The following is an 18,677-nucleotide window of genomic DNA, read 5'->3' on the forward strand; positions in this document are numbered from 1 at the left end:
CCCAGCGACGCCTCGCGAACGCTTTACAAAGGTTAAGGCCTGTAAATTGTTCAATAGCGGGGCGCGTAGTCATCCGGTAGCCGGCGAAACCGCTTGTATTCCCATTGGTACTGGGTCGGCGCTCTGAGCACACAGTCTTCCACGCTGCGGTTCAGGCCAGCGACTGACGCATTCGCATCCTCCGCGTATATCCGTTCGTCTGCGGGCAGAACCACCATTTTGAAACCTTTTGGAACCCGCTGGGCGAACACACTCACGACCTTGCAGCCAGTGCGTTGAATCAGACCGTGCACCAGTGTCATGGTAAGCGCCGGTTGCCCGAAGAAGGGCGCCACTTCCGCACCATTGCCACGCTCGGGCACCTGGTCGGGCAGAATCGCGACAATCTCACCCCGCTTCAGCGCTTTAAGCAGTTGACTGACTCCTCGGCGATTGGTCGGCGCCATATCGATATTGTCTTTGCTGCGCCCTTTGAGAATCATCTCGTCCAGTGCCGGCTGACGAGGCGGCTGGTAGAGCGCCGTCAAACGGGCGTAGCTGGCCAGAAAGGGACCAACCGCTTCCCAGTTGCCTAAATGGGGCGCAAGAACCAGTACACCTTGCCCTTCGGTCAGGGCCGTCTTGAGCGCCTCGTCGTTTTCCACCTCGACAATATGCCGCTGCAGCCACTCCCAGGAGTGCAACCAGACCGCCGCCGCCTCCGCGACGGTTTTGCCGGTCTCGGTGAGGCTCTGGCGCACCAGCCGCTCCCGGGCCCGATCTTTGATATGGGGCTGGCACAGTGCCAGGTTCTGCCGGGTAATACGGGCCGAGCGGCCACTGCTGAGCCACATCAGCCAGCCGGCAAAGCCGCCGAACACTCGCCCCACAGACAACGGCAGGCGCCCGAGGAGCTTCAACATCCATACGGCGAACCGTTCTTTCATGCCTAAACCACCGTTAAATCGCCAAAGTGCGCGCAGTTTACGGCAACCAGCCGTACCAATCACCCCCCAACTACCGCTATAATTCGCGGCTGTTTTCGCTCAGGGCCCTGGTGCACCATCAGCGTCCTGGCGACTGGCGCGTTATATAACGCGACTTCAATTTCTCGACCTCATGCTCGGAGGCAGGTTACCCGTGTCAGACAGTCAAACCCCCGCCGGCGCCCACTCGCCCGATGTCAGTACCTTTCAGGGGCTGATTCTCGCCCTGCAATCCTACTGGGCACGCCAGGGCTGCGTGATCCTGCAACCGCTGGACCTGGAGGTGGGTGCGGGCACCTTTCACCCGGCCACTTTCCTGCGTTCGATCGGCCCGGAAACCTGGAACGCCGCCTACGTGCAGCCCTGCCGCCGGCCCACCGATGGCCGCTACGGCGAGAATCCCAATCGGCTGCAGCACTACTACCAGTTTCAGGTGGTAATGAAGCCCTCCCCGGCCAATATTCAGGAGCTGTACCTGGGTTCGCTGAAGGAGCTGGGCATCGATCCCGCGATCCACGACATCCGCTTTGTGGAAGATAACTGGGAATCGCCCACCCTCGGGGCCTGGGGCCTGGGCTGGGAAGTCTGGCTGAACGGCATGGAAGTCACCCAGTTCACCTACTTCCAGCAGGTGGGTGGCCTCGAGTGCTACCCGGTCACCGGGGAGATCACCTATGGCCTTGAGCGGATTGCCATGTACCTGCAAGGTGTGGACTCCATTTACGATCTGGTCTGGACCGTGAACCCGGCGGGCGACAAGGTCACCTACGGCGATGTGTTCCACCAGAACGAAGTGGAAATGTCCAAATACAACTTCGAGCAGGCCGACACCGAGTCGCTGTTCAACAGTTTTGATGTCTACGAGCGCGAGAGCGAGCGCCTGATCGGCGAGGGGCTGCCCCTGCCAGCCTATGAAATGGTGATGAAGGCCTCCCACGCCTTCAACCTGCTGGACGCCCGTCACGCCATTTCCGTGACTGAACGGCAGCGCTTTATTCTGCGGGTGCGCAGCCTGGCCCGGGCCGTCGCTCAGGCCTACTTCGACGCCCGCAAGGCCCTGGGCTTCCCCCTGGCCCCCGAAGCCCTGCGCAATGAACTTCTCGCGGCAGAGGGAGACGACCAATGAGTGCCGATTTTCTGTTTGAACTGGGCACCGAAGAGCTGCCCCCCAAAGCCCTGAAAACCCTGATGAACGCCCTGCGCGAGGGCATCGCCGGCGGCCTGGACACCCAGGATCTGGACTACGATGCCATTCACGCCTACGCCAGCCCGCGCCGCCTGGCGGTATTGGTGAGAGACCTGGCCGAGCAGACCCCGGTCAATGAGGTAGTCACCTACGGTCCGCCAGCCAAGATTGCCTTCGATCAGGACGGCAACCCCACCAAGGCCGCCGAGGCCTTTGCCAGTAAAAACGGCCTGAGCGTGACCGAGCTGACCACGGAGAATGACGGCAAGGCGGACAAACTGGTGGCCCGCTCCAAGGCCGGCGGCCAGTCGGTGGTGGAGCTGTTGGGCGATATCGTCAATGACGCCCTGGCCAAGCTGCCCATCGCCAAACGCATGCGCTGGGGCGCCAGCCGCACCGAATTTGTCCGTCCGGCCCACTGGCTGGTGATGCTCTACGGCGACGAAATCGTCGACGCCGAAGTGCTCGGCCTGCGCGCCAACCGCTGCACCCGCGGCCACCGCTTCCATTACAACCACGAGCTGGACCTGTTCAACCCGAGCGACTATCTCGAGAAACTGGCCTCCACCGGCTATGTGCTGGCCGATATGGACGCCCGTCGGGACCTGATTCGCGAGCAGGTGGACGCGGAAGCCAAAAAAGTCGGCGGTACGGCGGTGATCGACGACGATCTGCTGGATGAAGTGACCGCGCTGGTGGAATGGCCGGTGGCACTGCTGGGCAACTTCGAGAAGCGCTTCCTGAACGTGCCCGCCGAAGCGCTGATTGCCTCCATGAAAGAACACCAGAAGTACTTTCACCTGGTGGACGCTCAGGGCAAGCTGATGCCCCACTTCATCACCGTGGCCAATATCGAAAGCGACGATCCGGAGCAGGTCATCGACGGCAATGAACGGGTGATCCGCCCGCGCCTGTCCGATGCTGCCTTCTTCTTCGATACCGACCTCAAGCACACTCTGGAAAGTCGCCGTGAGCAGCTCAAGCCCATCGTGTTCCAGAAACAGCTTGGCAGCGTGTTCGAAAAAACCGAGCGCATCGCCGCCTTGGCCAAACAGATTGCCGCGCAACTGGGCGCTGATGAAGCGCTGGCCGAGCGTGCCGGCACCCTGTGCAAGTCGGATCTGGTCACCGAAATGGTGCTGGAGTTCGACAATATGCAGGGCATTGCCGGTTACTACTACGCCCGCAACGATGGCGAAAACGAAGACGTCGCCCAGGCCATGCAGGAGCAGTACCTGCCCAAGTTTGCCGGCGACGCGCTGCCGGAAACCACTACCGGGGCCATCATCGCCCTGGCGGATCGCCTGGATACCATTACCGGTATTTTTGGCATCGGCCAGCAGCCCACCGGCTCGAAAGATCCCTTTGCCCTGCGCCGGGCCAGCCTGGGCGTGCTGCGCCTGCTGGTGGACAAGCAACTCGACCTGGACCTGCGCACCCTGCTCGAACAGGCCGTGGCCCAGCACACCGGGCTGACCGACACCGATGGTCTGGTGGATCGGGTACTGGATTATATGCTCGAGCGCTTCCGCGCCTGGTACGAAGACGCCGGCATTCCGGTGGAAGTGTTCCTTGCGGTAAGCGCGCGCAAAGTGAGTAATCCGCTGGATATCGACCAGCGGGTGAAGGCGGTGCACGAGTTCTACCAGTTGCCCCAGGCCCAGGCGCTCGCCGCCGCCAACAAGCGGGTAGCCAACATTCTGGCCAAGTCCGGCGCCCCGGCCGGTGAGCTCGACCCGGCCCTGCTGCAGGAGTCCGCCGAGAAAGCCCTGGCCGAAGCCGTACAGGCCAAGGCAACCCTCGTCGAGCCGCTGTTTGCCAAGCGCGCTTACACCGAGGCGCTGACGCAACTGGCGGATCTGCAGGAGACGGTGGATGCCTTCTTCGACCAGGTGATGGTCAACGCTGAAGATGAGCAACTGCGCAATAACCGCCTGGCACTGCTCCAGCAACTGGGTGACCTGTTCCTGGCGGTCGCTGACATTTCTCTGCTCGCTCCGGCGAAAGGCTGAGCCATGAAACTGATCATTCTGGACCGGGACGGCGTGATCAACGAAGACGCCGGCGATTACATCAAGTCCGTCGAGGAATGGCAGCCCATTCCCGGCAGCATTGAAGCCATTGCCCGGCTCAGTCGGGCCGGTTTCACACCGGTAGTGGCCACCAACCAGTCCGGCCTCGCTCGGGGCCTGTTCGATCTGGACGACCTGGAGGCCATGCACGCCAAGCTCACCGCCCTGGTGGAAGAAAACGGCGGCAAGCTGGAAGCGATTTTTTACTGTCCCCACCACCCGGACGAGGACTGCAAGTGCCGCAAACCCAAAACCGGCATGCTCGATGCCATCGAGGCGGTGTTCAACACCTCGGTGCAGTCGGCCTGGTTTGTGGGCGACACCAGCAGAGATCTGCAGGCCGCACTGACCAAGGGCTGTCAGCCCTGCCTGGTGCGCACCGGGCGCGGGCGTGAGACCGAAGCCGAACTGGCCTCGTTCCTGGATGCCGCCGAGCTGGAACAGGTGCGCATTTTCGACCACCTGGAGGCCGCGGTGACAGCGCTGCTATCAGAGCCCGAACAGGCCGACGCCCCCTCCAATCCGCAAGACCACGAAGGACAGCGTTAACCGTGTTGTACAAAGCCTTTCTCTACGTCCGCACCACGATCTTCGATATTGGCTACTACGGATCGGGGATCCTGTTTGGTGCGTTGAGCACACTGATCTGGCCGTTTCTTCCCTACCAATGGCGCTACCGGCTGATCAATCAGTGGAACCGCTTTGTGATGTTCTGGCTCTGGTTCTGCTGCAATATCCGCATTGAGGTGCGGGGCGATATCCGCAACGATCTGCAACCCTATGTGGTGATGTCCAAGCACCAGGGCGTGTGGGAAACCCTGTACTTACAACTGTTCTTCCAGCCCATTTCCACCATTCTGAAAAAAGAACTGCTGCGCATCCCGTTTTTCGGCTGGGGCCTGGCCGCACTGAAACCCATCGCCATCGACCGAAGTAATAAAACCCAGGCGCTGCGTGATGTGAAAAAGAAGGGCGTTCAGGCGATCAAGGATGGCAACAACGTCCTGATTTTCCCGGAGGGTACCCGCACCCGTCCCGGTCAGGTGGTGCCCTACGCCCGCAGCGGCGCCGATATCGCCTGCACCGCTGGCTGCCCGGTCATCCCGGTGGCCCACAATGGTGCCGAATGCTGGCCCCATAAGGATTACCTGAAATACCCGGGCACCATCACAATGGTGATCGGCGAGCCGATTTCCAGCGAGGGGAAAGATCGCAAGCAATTGACCGAGGAAGTCCGGGACTGGATCGAGTCCACCGCCAAAACCCTCCCCGTCGGTCGCAAAGACGGCCGCAGACCCTGGCTTGAGTCCCAATCTGACGAATAAACCCCACGTACCAATAGTAACCGGCGGATGCGCTTCGCTCCGATGCGTCGGACCGATCCGCCCTACGTGTGGCACTGTAGATCGCGTAGGGCGGATCGGTCCGACGCATCGGAGCGCAGCGCATCCGCCGTAATTCAAACCCTGTCGCACAAAAAAACCCGCGGAGCGAACTCCGCGGGTGTCAGCCTAAACCGGGTTGGGGTCAGTCAGATGCGATCAGGGTGCAACGCAATTACTGATCACACCGGCACCGGCGTTGGCCAGTACATGCCCTTTGGCATCCGACGCGGGCAGCGCGGAGTAGCTGTAGGGGGGTGTGTAGCTGACCGTTGACTGGACATTGGGGCCGGCAATGATGTCGTCCCCTGAGCCTTCTTCCCAGGTGATATTGGAGAAGATGTTGTCCTGGACATCCCAGTAGCCGATTTCGTCACTGTAGAAAGAGACAATCGGGTTCTGGGAGTTTTCGAACACATTGCCGTCAATCCGGATGGTGGCCCCCATCCGCGAGTTGATACCGGTGCTGATCACGCCCTCGTAGTAGTTGTTGATGACATGGCCCTCACCAAAACGGAACAGTGGCAAACGGGAGTTGGCGTTCTCCCAGTGGTTGCCCCAGAAGGTCACCCGGCGGTGGGAGTCATCGCCATCACTGCTGCCCCACAGGGAGGTTTTCCAGCTATCGCGCAGGATGTTGTAGCTGACCGTGATGTTGTCGATGTCGCCCTTGCCACTGACCAACTCGTCGTAGTAGTCCTTGCCCACATCCAGCGAGTTGTAGAAGGTGTTGTGGTCAATCCAGATGTTGCTGGACGGGCCGTCAATGGTGATGTGGTCCTTGTCGCCAATACGGACATAGCGCATGGTGACGTTGCGGACAATCACATTGTTGGCACGCCAGATCTTGATCCCGATACCGTCAAACAGGGCGTTGTTGCCCACACCGATGATGGACACGTCGTTCATGTCCTTGATATCGAACTTGCTCACGCTGGAGTTTCCGGGCGTGATGGTTCCATCGACATAGATGGTCAGCGGATTGCTGCCTTTGTTATCCAAGGCCGCTTCCAGTTCGGTGCCCGAGGAAACGGTCACCACATCACCGCCGGCACCGCCCGTGGTGCCACCACCGAGGGAGGCAAAGCCGCGTACCGTGTTGGCCTCCTGACAGGAGAGCGGGGAACCCGGATCGCTGGGTACCGAGCTGGACGAGGAACTGGACGACGAGCTCGAGGATGAGCTGCTGGAGCTGGAGGAACCATCCCCGCCGCTGACTTCAATGTAATCGAAGTTCGGCCCACCCGAGGATACCGTGGCATCAGCTCGGATTACATTGCTGCCCGCCGCCAGGTTGACCGTCACGGTCTGGGTGTCCCAACTGGACCAGCCACCGGAGCCCTCGAAGTCAACGCTGGAATGCGCCACCTGGCCATTCACGCTGACCGTCATCGGACGGTTGGCGGTCGTGCCGTTGGCGTACCGGAACGTCAGGGTCGCGTTGCCGGAATCCGCCTGATTGACCACCCATTCAATGTAGCTGTTGCTGTCGTTGAGAAGGTCAACGAAGCCGCTGCCACTGTAGCCGGAGTGATTGGTGGCCACCACGCCGTCAAAATCGACCGCGTTTTCCGACTCGTAGCGAACGGTTTCGCCGCCAGAATCCGAGGAGCTGGACGACGAACTGCTGGAGCTGCTGGATGAGCTACCGCCGCCATCGGAGTCGTTGTAGATTTCGAATTCGGCAATCTGCGGTGCACTGTTGGCGCTTTCAATAACCAGGTTGACCTTGTACATCTGTCGGTCACCAAAGCCGCTGATCACCCGCTCGCTGCCCAAAGTAGAGCCTGACGCTAGCACTTCGTTGGTATCGTGATTTTCAAGACGCCACCCGGTGGTGGCGCCATTGAGTTCACGGATGATCACAGTATTGAACGTGGCATCAAAATTTTTCACGCCGATCCGCTCACCACTGGTGCCACTGGGCTGCCAGTAACTGTTCAGATCGCCGTCATTGACGTTGCCATAGCTGCTGCCACCGCCTTTACTCGAACCGTCAGCACCGCCGCTGAGCGCGAGGTTGCTGCCGAGATCGGCGTGGGCGATGGTGGCCAGGGAGCTGCACAGAGCCACGGCGAGGCACCGGCGTAAGAACCGGTTGGGGTTGATAGTTTCCATGATGCTTGAACCTTTTGATTAACGTTATGGTTGTCGGTTTAGGCTGTACGCATCCTTTCAGCACTGCTCCTCTCTCACGGGGCGATTCAAGCACATCGGGAAATTTCAAAAACGAGACGTCGTTCGCAGTTCGGGCCAGTCAAGTCCTGGCCCGAAACGACTTTCGTCAGAATCTTTTTTGGTTAGACAGATTTGAAATGCTGAAGATTTTTTATATTAAAAATGTTTAGATCGATCAACAATCGACGCAGCGTTGATCAAGCAAACGCCCGGAAGGTCATCCCGTTTCGACCAGCGGCTTTGGTGTCATAGAGCGCCTGATCGGCAGTATTAACCAATTTGGTGGTCAACACGCCGGGGCCGGCATTGGCGGCGGTCACCCCGACACTCAGAGTCAGGGGTATCTCCAAGTCCTCGACCGTCACCGGTCGACCGCTGACCCGCTCGACCAGCCGCCGCGCCAGAAACTGTCCCATGTCCGCCGGGCACTGAGCGGCAAACACCAGGAACTCATCACCCCCATAGCGCGCCACCACATCCTGCGGGCGCAGTGCACTGCGCAGTCGCTGTGCCACTTCGCGCAGAATTTCATCCCCGACCAGGTGACCATAGCGATCATTGACCTGTTTGTAGTGGTCCACATCCACCAGCATCACACACACATCGGAGCCCAACCGCTGCGCCACCGCCAACTCCCGTTGCAACAGGACGTCCATCCCCTGGCGGTTCCAGGCCTTGGTCAGCGGGTCGATCAGGGCGTCCCGACGGGCTTCATCCAGTTCCTCGAGCAGCTGGGTCTGTTCCGCACTGAGCGCTTCCACCCGCAGCTCGTTTTCTACCCAGGCCGCCAGACTGCGCAGGGTATCTTTCTGTTCTTCGGTCAAAGTCCCCGGCACATAATCCACCAAGCACAAGGTCCCGACCAGCTGGCCCTGATATTGAATGGGCTGACCCGCGTAAAAACGGACATGGGGGTCACCGGTCACCGCCGGGTGGTCTTGGAAGTCCGGATGCGTCTGTGCATCTTCCACCAACAGCAGCTCATCGTGGTTGATGGCGTGGGCGCAGAAAGCGATGTCGCGCGGCGTCTCTGGCACTCCGAGCCCCTGAGCGGATTTGAACCACTGCTTGTCCCGGGAGATCAGGGTGACCAGCGCAATCGGTACATCAAACAGCTTGCTCGCCAGTCGGGTGATCCGGTCAAAGCGTTCCTCGGCCGGGGAGTGCACCATCGCCAGGGCGTCAACGGCGGCTGTACGTTCAGCCTCATTGGCGGGAATGGCGGGCTTTTTCATGGAGAGACTGCCTTTGGGGTTTTGTCGGGCTTTTGTCGGGTTACGCTGCGCTAACCCGACCTACTCGGTATCGGTGGCACGGTTCGAAACTCGAGAATCGCAAACCGTTAGTACACAGTTAGCTTAACGGTTCAGGAACTATTGTGCGAATCGTCACGGGCCACGAGGCGGTTTTTGGCCTCGATCCATTGGCTCATGTACTGTGTGCTACGGTGTTGATGGTGACGCAACATGGTGCCGACAATATTGCGACGTCGATGGTCGACCAGAGTGGTTTGCAGGGTACCCAGGCGATCGAGCAGGGCACCCTCAAACCGTTGGGGGGAAAATCGCTGAGACAGGGTGGTCCGGCTTTGGATCTGGGCCGAGTGCCATCGGGCTTGATCCCGATACAGAGCGACCGCGGCCGCCACCAGGGCATCGGCATCATCAGCCACCGCACCCGGCCAACGGTCTGGGTCGGCCATGGCTTCGGCACCGATCGAGGTGGCCACACTGGGCGTGCCGCACACCATGGCATCCAGCAGCTTGCCCTTGATACCGGCCCCAAAGCGCAGCGGCGCCAGGCAAACGCGGGCCCGCCCCATCACCTGGCGGGCATCCTCGGCCCAACCGAGCACCCGAAAGCCCTGCCGGGGGTTATGCAGTGCGGTGGCTTTGGGTGGCGGATAGGCGCCGTATAAATGCAACTCCACGTCGGGCAGGGCGGCGCGCAGGCGCGGCCAGAGGTCGTGTTTCAACCACAGAACCGCATCCCAGTTGGGGGCGTGGCGAAAGTTACCGATGCTGACAAAGTGCTCGCGCGACTCGAAGGGCAGGGGGCTCGGCTCGGGCGAGGCCCAGAGGGGTAGGTACATCAGCAGCGACGGCGGCACCTCGAGGGTGTCCGTCAGCAGCTGCATTTCAAATTCGGAAATCATCAGGCTCAGGTCGCAGCGATAAATCGCGGCCAACTCGCGCTGTAACAGATCGCTGTCGGCCATTTCCTGAAACAGTTCGTCGGGGGCGGCAGTTTCCGGGGCCACCGACTGGCGCTCGGCTTCCGAGCCGGCAAGGGCCTGACGACGTTTCAGGCGTGCCCAACGGGCGGCGCGCAGGCTGTGCAGATCTTCGGTATCGAGCAGCCTCACGGCGTTTGGGCAGGTTCGCTCTACCCGCCAGCCAAACTGCTCCTCGGTCATAAAGCGATCAAAGAGCACGGCTTCCGGCGTCTGCTCGGCGAGCCAGTGATCAAAGCTGTCCGCATTCAGTTCAACGGCCGCTTCCGCGATACCCCGCGCCGGAAGATTGAGCCGGTGCGGGGAGGGCTGGGCCGCGCTGGCAAAGGTGATCCGCCAGTCGGCCAGCTGAAACGCCTCCAGCAGTTGCACCATGCGGGTGCCCGCCGCTGAAGAATTGGGTTCGGGCCAGACACTGCCGAGGACAATCAGGTGTGGCATAGCATGACTTACAGTTTCCAGCCCAGTTTCAAGGCGCCAAAACGCTGACGGGCGGTGGCGTTCTTATCCAATGTACTGTTGTTGACGAAGCTGAAGGTCAGGCTGAAACGCTCCCATGCGTAGGAGGCGCCGATGTAACCGGCGTATTGATCGTGGCGCAGATCACCGCTTTGCCCGGAGCGCAGGCCGCCCCCACTGACAAAGATCTGGTTGTACACATATTCCGCACCGCCTCCGATATAGATACTCCAACCGCCATCAATGGCCATGGGAGTACTGACCCGCCCGACAATCTGGGCCGCGGTACCAAAGCTGCGGTCGAGTCGGGTGCCGTAGCGGAGGATGACCGCCGCCCCGGCGGCGCTCTCCAGATTACCCAGAGTACCACTGCCCACCAGGAGCAGATCGGCATGAGGCTCTTCGCTCGGCGCCGGACCAAACCGCCAGACGCGGGTGCGCTCAACCTGGCCGACCGGCTCGTCTTTGACCTGATAGTCCCAGCCCCGGGGTTTGGTCGCCCCCACCATTTTGTGCACGGCCCGTTGCACTTCTTCGGCGCCGGAGGACGGGCCGACAATACCTACGGTGACCCCGAGCGTATCGGCCACATCGTCCCCGATCACGGTATAGGCCGCCCGCAGTTGCAGGAGACCGGCGTAGGGCGCATCGTTCGGGTCTGGCACCGGCTTTTCAATGTCTTTCGGAGTCAGCATGGCCTGGCCGATGGTGAACTCGGTCACCTGCAGTTCGCCATAGGGGTCGGGCAGTAACCACCCCTCAAAGGGCCTCACCAGAAACGGCACGTCGTACCGCTCCGGAACGGTATCGGCGAGGTCGAACCAGGACACGTAGAGACCGTTGGTATAGCCACCCCCATCGGTACCGGCAAAGAGGTCGTTGTGCCAGACACCGGTAATCCAGTCCACATCCGCGTAAGCAGGGAGAGTCAGTAAGGCTGAAACGGCACCGGCCATCAGCTTGGGTAAATGCATGCTTGCACTCCATCGAAGCCGATCCGAAAGCCGTCGGCGAGTTCAAAGGTGACACAGGGGTACGCAGGGTAAAGCTGGCTGGATGCCCAGCCCACCCGACGACGCTCTGGAGGCTAGCATAAGCCGGCGTCACCACACCGTAAAAAAGTGTTGGAATGTGACTTCAGTGCAAGGGTTCATCCGGACGTTCGTTGGCGATGTACACCTTGTAATGCTCCCGATAGTCCTCCAGGTCCGCCTCCAACTGCTCGCGGAACTGGCCGCTCAAAAACGACAGAGCCGACGGAATTTCATCGGTGTACTCCTTGCGATCCAGGGATGAGGTCGCCACCACAAAGGCACTGAAACGGGAGCAGGCCTGGAGCAGGGCGGCGGATACCAGCGCCGGGTCACCGGCCTGGTCCACCGCCTGATTGGCGTTTTCGATAAATTCGTCCACCAGGTTCCAGAAGGTGTCTTCGTCATGGGGTTGGTTCATTCAAGGCTCCTTCGTCATCAATGTCTGGACCCTGACGACGCCCGCGCCAGGTCGCCCAGCGCTGCCCGACCCGGTCAGCGGCCAGGTACAGGGTCGGCACCAGTATCAGGGTCACCGTGGTGGCAAAGAGTACCCCAAAGGCCAGGGAAATGACCATCGGAATCAGGAACCGCGCCTGCACGCTCTGCTCGGCCATGATCGGCATCAGGCCAATAAAGGTGGTGACCGAGGTGAGCACAATGGCCCGGAAGCGGTCCCGCCCGGCCTGAAGTACCGACTCCAGCACCGCCAGGCCCTGATGGCGCAGGCTGTTGATCCGGTCCAGCAGGACCAGGTTGTCATTCACCACCACCCCGGCACAGGCGATAAAGCCAAGCATGGACAGCATGCTGATTTCCCGGCCCATCAGCAGGTGGCCGATAACCGCGCCCATAAAGCCGAATGGAATGGCGGTCAGGATGATCACGGGCTGCCAATAGGAGCGGAAGTTGACCGCCATGATGCCGTAGATCAAGAGCACCGCCAGGACAAAGTTCTTGCTCATCGAACTCATGAAGTCCGCCTGGTCCTGCATATTGCCATCGGGGGACAGGGTCAGCCCCGGGAACCGCTGCTGCCACTCGGGCAGGTGTTCACGCAACAGTTCCGACACGATGGCATTGGCGTCCTCGCCCTCTTCGACGCTGGCGCTGATACCGATGGTGCGCTTGCGATCACGGCGTTCAATGGTGGAGTAGCCGGGCACGAAGTCGATCCGGGCCACCTCCAGTAGGGGTATCTGGGTGCCATCGGCCAGGCGAATACGCATCCGGTCCAGTTGGGAGATATGCGCCCGCTCCTCGCGCGGGTAGCGCACCAGAACCCGAACGTCCTCAATACCCCGGGGAATGCGTTGTACCTCGGCGCCGTAAAACGCCTGACGCACCTGCTCGGCCACCTGACCGAGGGTCACCCCCAGGGACTCCGCCGCCGGACGCAACTCGATATTGATTTCCTGGCGGGCCTTCTCGATGGTGTTCTCCACGTCATACACCCCCGGAAACTGGGCCAGCACCCGACTGACCGCTTCGGCGGCCTCGCGCTGGGCATCCAGATCGTTATCGGCGATGCTCAGGTTCAGGTTGATATCGTCCCCGGCGGCGTTGATGGTGAAGTCCAGCCGGAATTCCTTGGCCTCCGGAATATCGCCGATCAGTTCCCGCCAGCGGCGGCTCACTGCCGGGCTGCCGATGTCCCGCTCCTCGGCACCGACCAGGCCCACCGACACATAGACGTTTTCACCCCAGGCCCAGGTCTGGATGCCTTCAATGAGGTCTTCTTCACTCCCGCCGGTCAGCTCCTCATCCTGATCCAGCCCCAGGGCCGCCGATTCGACCTGACGCATGATGCGGGTGGTTTCATGGAATGGGGTGCCCTCGGGCAGGGTGACCCGTGCTTCCAGGTAGTCCGAGGGCACCATGGGCATAAAGCTCACGATCAGCCAGCCGCCGATAAACACCCCCAGGGACAGCAGAAACGCGACCGCAAACCCCGCCAAGGTGGCCAGTTTGTGTTCCAGCATCCGGGTGAGGTAACGCAGATACACCCGGTCGGCGAACCAGTCCAGACTGTCCGCCACTTTTTGGCGGGCGTGAGTCAGTTTGCGCAACAGTGGGTTCTTACTCTCCCGTTCCGGTTTCAGGTGAGAGAGGTGGGAAGGCAGTATCAGTAGGCTCTCAATCAGGGAAAACAATAGGCACAGAATCACCACCACCGGGATGGCAAAAGTGACGGTGCCCATGGCGCCGGGGACGGCCATCATGGGGGCAAAAAAGATCATGGTGCTGATTACCGCCAGAAATACCGGCGTCGCGACCATTTTGGCACCGCTGGCCGCGCTGGACGTGCCTTTGAGACCATGCTGATGGCGGGTGTAAATACTCTCACCCACAATAATGGCATCGTCCACTACAATCCCCAGAACCAGTAAGAACGCAAACAGGGAGATCATATTCACGCTCACCCCGGCATAGGGCAGCAACCAGACCGCACCGGCAAAGGCGGTGGCGATACCCACGCAGACCCAGGCCGCCAACACCGGGCGCAGGAATAGCATCAGCACCACAAACACCAGCAGCAGGCCGGTAATGGCGTTTTCCAGCAGCAGGTTCAACCGGCTCTCATACAGGGTCGACATATCCCGCCAGACTTCCAAGGTCATCCCCGCCGGCAAAATGTCCCGGGTCCGCTCAATGTAGGCTTCCACCTCCCGGGCGGAGGCGACGATGTCCGGATTCTCAGTGATCGACAGGTCCAGAAAGACCGCCGGTTTGCCGTTGAACTGAGCGAATACGCTCCAATCATCAAAGCCGTCCCGGATCTCGGCCACATCCCTCAACATCACCTGGGTGCCATCGGCGGCGGTGATCACCGGGATTTTGCCGAAATCCTCGGCGGTGTAGGCCTGGTTGCGGGTCTGAATCTGGATATCGCCGCCGTGGGCGCGAATCACCCCGGCGGGCACATTCAGGGACGAGCCGGCAATGGCGCGAGACACATCCGAAAAGCTCAGGCCATAGCGACGCAGGCTGGCTTCGGACACCTCGATACCCATCTCATAGGGGCGGGTGCCGTTGAGCTCCACATGGCTGACCCCATCCAGCAGTGTCAACTCATTGCGCACCCGCCAGCCGGTTTCCTTCAGGGCCGCCTCACTGACGTCCCCGGACAGGGCCAGGCTCATCAGAAAACTGCGCCCGACAATCTGCCGGGTCACCGGGCGCTCGACGTCACCCGGGAAGGTACTGATGGCATCCACTTGGGTCTTGATGTCGTTCAGCACCCGCTGGGGGTCATAGCCTTCCACCACTTCGGCCCGCACCGAGCCCCAGCCCTGGTTGGAGGTGGAGGTGATTTCCTCGATGCCGTCGATATCGGCGATGGCCTCCTCGATCCGGATGGCCACCTGTTCTTCCACTTCCGAAGGCCCGGCCCCGGGGTAGTTCATGGAGACTTCAATGAAGTTGAGCGATACCGTCGGGAAGACTTCTTTATCCAGTTTGCTGGTGCTCACTAACGCGCCGATGAAGATCAACACCATCAGGAGGTTGGCAGCCACCCGATTCTCGACAAACCACTGAATCAACCGGTTCATACGCCGCCCTCAGCCTCCGGCTCCGCCGGCGCGTCTTCGTCTTCCGCAGGCTCGGGGGTTGGCTCCTCCTCACCGGCAATCCGGACCGCCACGCCCGGGCTGACATAGCCCTGGCGGTCGATGATCACCGGCTCACCGACGCGCAGGTCTCCCTTGACCCAGATCCGTTCCCCGTCAATGGTCAGTACCCGCACCTGCTTTTCCACCACCTCGCCGTCATCACTGACACTGTACAGCCGGTCGCGCTGAAACACGGCGGTGATCGGTAAAGAAACGATATCGGTCAGCGGCTTGCCTTCAATCTCGGCGGTCACAAAGGAACCCATCAGCAGCGGCGCGCCATGACGCTCGGTGTTGAAGGGCTCCGGCAGTTCCGCCACGGCATATAGCATGCGCGACTGCGGGTCCAGGCTGGCCTCGGTGCGCACCAGGCGGGCCGACCACTGGTGGTCTTCGCCCAAGGCTCGCCCGTGCAGGGTCACCGACGGCTGGGCCGCTTGGGTCAGTTCATCACCAAACGGCAGGTTGAGCAGCGCCGCCTGAGCATCGGTCAAGGGCAGGCGCACCTGGGCGAGGGTGTCTTCATAAACGTCCGCCACGGGCGTGCCCGGCCCGATAAACTGCCCCTGATCGGCCATGGTCTGTCGGATGCGACCATCGAAGGGCGCGCGTACCTCGGTGCGCTCCAGGTCTAACTGGGCTTGGTCTCGCGCCGCCCGAGCGGAGGCCACGGCCGCTTCGGCCGCGGCAATCTGGGGCTGGCGCAGAAACAGCGCATTGGCCTCGGCATTGCCCAGGTCCCGCCACTCGCGCTCGGCCTGACGGGCCCGGCCGCGCTCTTCGGCCAGCAGACGCTCCGCCTCACGCAGTTGAGCTTCGGCCTGGGCGAGGGCATTGCGGTAGTCCCGAGGGTCCAGCCGCACCAGCCAATCCCCTTTCTGGAACCGACCGCCGGGCACAAATTGCGGTGCCGACTCGATGATCTGCCCACCCACCTGACTGACCAGTTGGATATCCCGACGCGGCGTGACGGTACCCTGGGCCTCGACGGTCAGCGCCCGGTCCTCCAACTTCACCCGCTCCACCTCCACCACCGGCCGGGGTGGCTCGGGCTCCGGGCGGGGCTCGGGCCGGGGCTTGAGATTGAGCAGCGCCACGAAGCCCAGCACGCCCACCACAATAATCAACAGCGACAAAGGCACGCGCCGCAACCAGCCGAATAACCTCAAAATCGTCTCCTTAATGTGTTTCCCAGTCTGCAAACCATAATGCGGGCATCAGTTTACAGCTCATACCGGTAATTGCGCAGCCAGATGGCACCGACGGTAAAACCTGCCGCGACCACCAAGCCCGCCCAGAACGCCGGTTCACTCAGGGTTTCACCCCACTGGCTCAGCCAGGCGTCCGGTTGTGCCTGGGCCTGCACCAGCCCTTCGAAGGACCGATGGGTGGGCACCCAGATCGCCTGCCACAATTCCACACTGCGCAGTATCCACAGCTCCAGCACCATCGCCACCGCTGGCACCCCAAAGGCCACCAGAAACGGGGATTTCTTGGCGTAGGCGGAGGCCAGCAGCAACCAGGCCCACAGCGGCAGGAACCAGAGTGAGAACTGCAACCAGCCGGACACCAGCGCCAGGCTATGGCCCAGAAAGGTGCCGATCAGGCTGCCCATATCCGGCAGGTCCACCCCCAACTGCCAACTGATATACCCCAGCAACATCAGCAGGTGCAGCAGACCCACCAGCAGCGAGGCGCCAATAAAGATTCCCGGCCCCACCAGCGCACCGAACGCCAACTTGGTCAGTACCACCCGGGTTTCCGACACCGGCAGGGATTTCCAGAACAGAATGCTCTTGTCGCGCCGGTCCGAGTAGAGGCTGCCCAGCAGGTAGACCTGACTGACCAGCAGCAGCGTCAGAATAAAGGGGATGGCAATCGCCGCCAGCGCCGCCCGAAGCACCTGAGGATGGGTGCTGAACAGATCCCCGGACATCAGCGCGCCCACCAGATCCGCGCCGTTTTCAAACTTCTGCAGGTTTTCGGGCGCGCCGCGCAGCTCGTTGAGCGCCGCATTCAGTTCGATATTGCCGGTGATCATGCCCATGGCCATCAGCGCGGCAATCACCGCCGCCACCCACAGGGGCGTGCGCAGGAAGGTACCCCGGGATTCCCAGAATTCGCGCTGGCATTGCATCCACACCGGACGCCATTGAGTCAGGTTCATCAGGCGGCCCTCCCCGGTTGTACCCGTTCCAGCTTGGCGACAAACAGATCCGCCAGCCCCGGGGTTTTCACCTCGCCCAGAGGCGCCAGGCGCTCCGCGCTGACCCCCTCAAAAATCAGACACTCACCACCCAACATGGAACGCTGATGGATCGGGCCCAGCGCTTGCGCCTCCGCCAGCCGATCGCCGGTGACCCGCAGCTCAATAAAATCCTGCTCCAGCGCTTCCATCGAGGTGTTCAAGCGCAGCTCGCCATCCCCGATAAACACCACGTCGGTGAGCAGATGCTCGATCTCCTCCACCTGATGGGTGGTCACCAGAATGGTTTTCTGCTCGTCGAAGTAGTCGTTCAGCAGGCTGGTATAGAACTGTTTGCGGTAGAGAATATCCAGCCCCAGGGTGGGTTCATCCAGCACCAGTAGCTGACTGTCGATGGCCATGATCAGCGCCAGATGCAGCTGGGTGACCATGCCCTTGGACAGCTCTTTTACCAGCGAGCGCCGCTCGATGCCGGTTTTCGCCAGAAAGCCCTCGGCTTTGGCCCGATCGAACCGGGGGTGCACCCCGGCCATATAGTCCAGCGCCTCACTGACCTTGAGCCAACCGGGCAGGATGGCGGTATCGGCAATAAACGACACCCGCTCCATCAGGGCGGTGCGCTGACGCTGCGGGTCCAACCCGAGCACCCGCAGATGTCCCTCCACCCGGGCCAGACCGAGAATGCCCTTGAGCAGGGTGGTCTTCCCCGCGCCATTGGGGCCGATCAGGCCCATGATCCGACCCGGCTCCAAAGTCAGGTCGATGCCTTTCAATACCGTTTTGGGCCCATAGGCCTTGCGCAGGCCGCGCGCGTCAATCACCGCTGTCATGCCTTATCCTCCCGTTGATAATCCGCCAGAGCGCGCCGCAGCGCCTCGCCCTCAATGCCCAGACGACGCGCCCGCGCCACCACCTCGGGCAGTTCCTGCTCCAGAAATAGCTTGCGCTCGCGCGCGAGTAAGTACTCACGCGCACCGGCGAGAACAAACATCCCCAGGCCCCGTCGCTTTTCCACCAACCCCTCGTCCACCAGGGCCTGATAGGCTTTCGCCACGGTGAGGTGGTTGATCTGATAATCCGCCGAGAGCTGCCGCACCGAGGGCAGGGCATCCCCCTCGGCGATCTCCCCCTGCAATATCAACCGCACCACCCGCTCGTAGAGCTGGCGATAGATGGGTTGGTCGTCATTCCAGATATCGGCCACAATGGTTCCCTTGGTGAACTGGTGTTATACATAACTATAACACCAAATCGAAACTTCACAAGTACATTTGAGCATCACGACCGGGCCGGGAAGGAGTTACCCAGGCGGAGCATTCTGTTCGAAGTACCTACAATCAGAAATCCGGCC

15 protein-coding genes are annotated in these 18,677 nt (G+C 61.3%); 4 read left to right on the forward strand and 11 right to left on the reverse strand.

The window, feature by feature from the left end:
* Positions 1-50: 50 nt before the first annotated feature.
* Entirely contained in the window at positions 51-926 is an 876-nt protein-coding gene (locus N645_RS0111520) for a lysophospholipid acyltransferase family protein (RefSeq protein ID WP_024461666.1), read from the reverse strand.
* Positions 927-1,119: 193 nt separating this feature from the next.
* On the opposite strand from N645_RS0111520, the gene glyQ reads away from it, so the two are divergent.
* From glyQ to N645_RS0111540, 4 genes are read left to right on the forward strand one after another with little or no spacing between them, the layout of a single operon-like run.
* Positions 1,120-2,091, forward strand: a complete 972-nt coding sequence (glyQ, locus tag N645_RS0111525) for a glycine--tRNA ligase subunit alpha (RefSeq protein ID WP_024461667.1) — start codon at positions 1,120-1,122, stop codon at positions 2,089-2,091.
* Positions 2,088-4,163, forward strand: coding sequence for a glycine--tRNA ligase subunit beta (gene glyS / locus N645_RS0111530; RefSeq protein WP_024461668.1), 2,076 nt, complete (start codon positions 2,088-2,090; stop codon positions 4,161-4,163). The genes glyQ and glyS overlap by 4 nt, the downstream gene beginning before the upstream one ends.
* Positions 4,164-4,166: 3 nt before the next feature.
* The gene (gene gmhB, locus N645_RS17030; protein ID WP_024461669.1) at positions 4,167-4,772 is read left to right on the forward strand and encodes a D-glycero-beta-D-manno-heptose 1,7-bisphosphate 7-phosphatase; all 606 of its coding nucleotides are present in this window, start codon (positions 4,167-4,169) and stop codon (positions 4,770-4,772) included.
* A gap of 2 nt (positions 4,773-4,774) precedes the next feature.
* Positions 4,775-5,548 carry a 1-acyl-sn-glycerol-3-phosphate acyltransferase gene (locus tag N645_RS0111540; RefSeq protein WP_024461670.1) on the forward strand — a complete coding sequence of 258 codons (774 nt, stop codon included), beginning with the start codon at positions 4,775-4,777 and terminating at the stop codon, positions 5,546-5,548.
* A gap of 216 nt (positions 5,549-5,764) precedes the next feature.
* Here N645_RS0111540 and N645_RS18355 read toward each other — a convergent pair whose 3' ends face one another.
* The 10 genes from N645_RS18355 to N645_RS0111590 all read right to left on the reverse strand — a co-directional run bounded on the left by N645_RS18355 (position 5,765) and on the right by N645_RS0111590 (position 18,530).
* A complete protein-coding gene (locus tag N645_RS18355; RefSeq protein WP_024461671.1) occupies positions 5,765-7,723 on the reverse strand; it encodes a carbohydrate-binding protein in 1,959 nt (652 codons plus the stop codon).
* 257 nt (positions 7,724-7,980) lie between these two features.
* On the reverse strand, positions 7,981-9,018 hold the full coding sequence (locus tag N645_RS0111550; RefSeq protein ID WP_024461672.1) for a sensor domain-containing diguanylate cyclase: 1,038 nt from the start codon (positions 9,016-9,018) through the stop codon (positions 7,981-7,983).
* A 131-nt stretch (positions 9,019-9,149) separates the two neighbouring features.
* Positions 9,150-10,457 carry a glycosyltransferase family 4 protein gene (locus tag N645_RS0111555; protein ID WP_024461673.1) on the reverse strand — a complete coding sequence of 436 codons (1,308 nt, stop codon included), beginning with the start codon at positions 10,455-10,457 and terminating at the stop codon, positions 9,150-9,152.
* An 8-nt stretch (positions 10,458-10,465) separates the two neighbouring features.
* On the reverse strand, positions 10,466-11,449 hold the full coding sequence (locus tag N645_RS17520; RefSeq protein ID WP_024461674.1) for a lipid A deacylase LpxR family protein: 984 nt from the start codon (positions 11,447-11,449) through the stop codon (positions 10,466-10,468).
* Positions 11,450-11,612: 163 nt separating this feature from the next.
* Positions 11,613-11,927, reverse strand: a complete 315-nt coding sequence (locus tag N645_RS0111565) for a DUF3144 domain-containing protein (protein ID WP_024461675.1) — start codon at positions 11,925-11,927, stop codon at positions 11,613-11,615.
* Entirely contained in the window at positions 11,911-15,060 is a 3,150-nt protein-coding gene (locus tag N645_RS0111570; RefSeq protein ID WP_024461676.1) for an efflux RND transporter permease subunit, read from the reverse strand. Before N645_RS0111570 ends, N645_RS0111565 begins: the two co-directional genes overlap by 17 nt.
* Positions 15,057-16,289, reverse strand: coding sequence for an efflux RND transporter periplasmic adaptor subunit (locus N645_RS0111575; RefSeq protein ID WP_193744975.1), 1,233 nt, complete (start codon positions 16,287-16,289; stop codon positions 15,057-15,059). The genes N645_RS0111570 and N645_RS0111575 overlap by 4 nt, the downstream gene beginning before the upstream one ends.
* 53 nt (positions 16,290-16,342) lie before the next feature.
* On the reverse strand, positions 16,343-17,287 hold the full coding sequence (locus N645_RS0111580) for a hypothetical protein (RefSeq protein WP_024461678.1): 945 nt from the start codon (positions 17,285-17,287) through the stop codon (positions 16,343-16,345).
* Positions 17,287-18,156 (reverse strand): ABC transporter ATP-binding protein, encoded by an 870-nt coding sequence (locus N645_RS0111585; protein WP_024461679.1) that lies wholly within the window; start codon positions 18,154-18,156, stop codon positions 17,287-17,289. Before N645_RS0111585 ends, N645_RS0111580 begins: the two co-directional genes overlap by 1 nt.
* Complete coding sequence (locus N645_RS0111590; RefSeq protein ID WP_024461680.1) at positions 18,153-18,530, reverse strand: GntR family transcriptional regulator; 378 nt, start codon at positions 18,528-18,530, stop codon at positions 18,153-18,155. The genes N645_RS0111585 and N645_RS0111590 overlap by 4 nt, the downstream gene beginning before the upstream one ends.
* Positions 18,531-18,677 lie beyond the last annotated feature (147 nt).

It is taken from the genome of Marinimicrobium sp. LS-A18 (assembly GCF_000463525.1).
GTDB classification, from domain to species: domain Bacteria; phylum Pseudomonadota; class Gammaproteobacteria; order Pseudomonadales; family Cellvibrionaceae; genus Marinimicrobium; species Marinimicrobium koreense.

Excerpts from the sequence above, each read along its gene's own strand:
- N645_RS0111520 (WP_024461666.1), bottom strand. The coding sequence starts at position 926 with ATGAAAGAACGGTTCGCCGTATGGATGTTGAAGCTCCTCGGGCGCCTG.
- glyS (WP_024461668.1), top strand. The coding sequence starts at position 2,088 with ATGAGTGCCGATTTTCTGTTTGAACTGGGCACCGAAGAGCTGCCCCCC.
- gmhB (WP_024461669.1), top strand. The coding sequence starts at position 4,167 with ATGAAACTGATCATTCTGGACCGGGACGGCGTGATCAACGAAGACGCC.
- N645_RS18355 (WP_024461671.1), bottom strand. The coding sequence starts at position 7,723 with ATGGAAACTATCAACCCCAACCGGTTCTTACGCCGGTGCCTCGCCGTG.
- N645_RS0111550 (WP_024461672.1), bottom strand. The coding sequence starts at position 9,018 with ATGAAAAAGCCCGCCATTCCCGCCAATGAGGCTGAACGTACAGCCGCC.
- N645_RS0111555 (WP_024461673.1), bottom strand. The coding sequence starts at position 10,457 with ATGCCACACCTGATTGTCCTCGGCAGTGTCTGGCCCGAACCCAATTCT.
- N645_RS17520 (WP_024461674.1), bottom strand. The coding sequence starts at position 11,449 with ATGCATTTACCCAAGCTGATGGCCGGTGCCGTTTCAGCCTTACTGACT.
- N645_RS0111565 (WP_024461675.1), bottom strand. The coding sequence starts at position 11,927 with ATGAACCAACCCCATGACGAAGACACCTTCTGGAACCTGGTGGACGAA.
- N645_RS0111570 (WP_024461676.1), bottom strand. The coding sequence starts at position 15,060 with ATGAACCGGTTGATTCAGTGGTTTGTCGAGAATCGGGTGGCTGCCAAC.
- N645_RS0111580 (WP_024461678.1), bottom strand. The coding sequence starts at position 17,287 with ATGAACCTGACTCAATGGCGTCCGGTGTGGATGCAATGCCAGCGCGAA.
- N645_RS0111585 (WP_024461679.1), bottom strand. The coding sequence starts at position 18,156 with ATGACAGCGGTGATTGACGCGCGCGGCCTGCGCAAGGCCTATGGGCCC.